The following is a 276-nucleotide window of genomic DNA, read 5'->3' as shown; positions in this document are numbered from 1 at the left end:
ATGCGCAGATTGCTGGGGCCTTGGGCTCGGTCCAGCAAGAATCGCAGTTCGACGTGCACGCCCGCAACCCGTACTCTGGAGCACGCGGCGTCGCCCAGTGGCTGAGCGCGGACCGCATTCGTGAATTGCGCCAGTTCCGGAAGAAGAATCCGAGCATGACCGAGGTGCAGGTTCAGGCAGCATTCCACTGGTACGAGATGGAAAAGATGGGTCTGATGGATCGCTTCCGTAAGATGCGGACGGTGGCGCAGGCCGCAGTTTTTCACCGCAAGTACT

General features: G+C 60.1%; 1 protein-coding gene. It reads left to right on the top strand.

Going from position 1 to position 276, the window contains the following annotated elements:
• On the top strand, positions 1 to 276 hold a 276-nt coding region (locus tag AC1RPN_RS07700), incomplete at both ends, for a phage tail tip lysozyme (RefSeq protein ID WP_481763638.1).

The organism is Dellaglioa sp. CoH-57-MRSF-20 (assembly GCF_056781955.1).
Note: the sequence above shows the minus strand (reverse complement) of the source record. Positions and strands in the feature narration are given on the sequence as shown.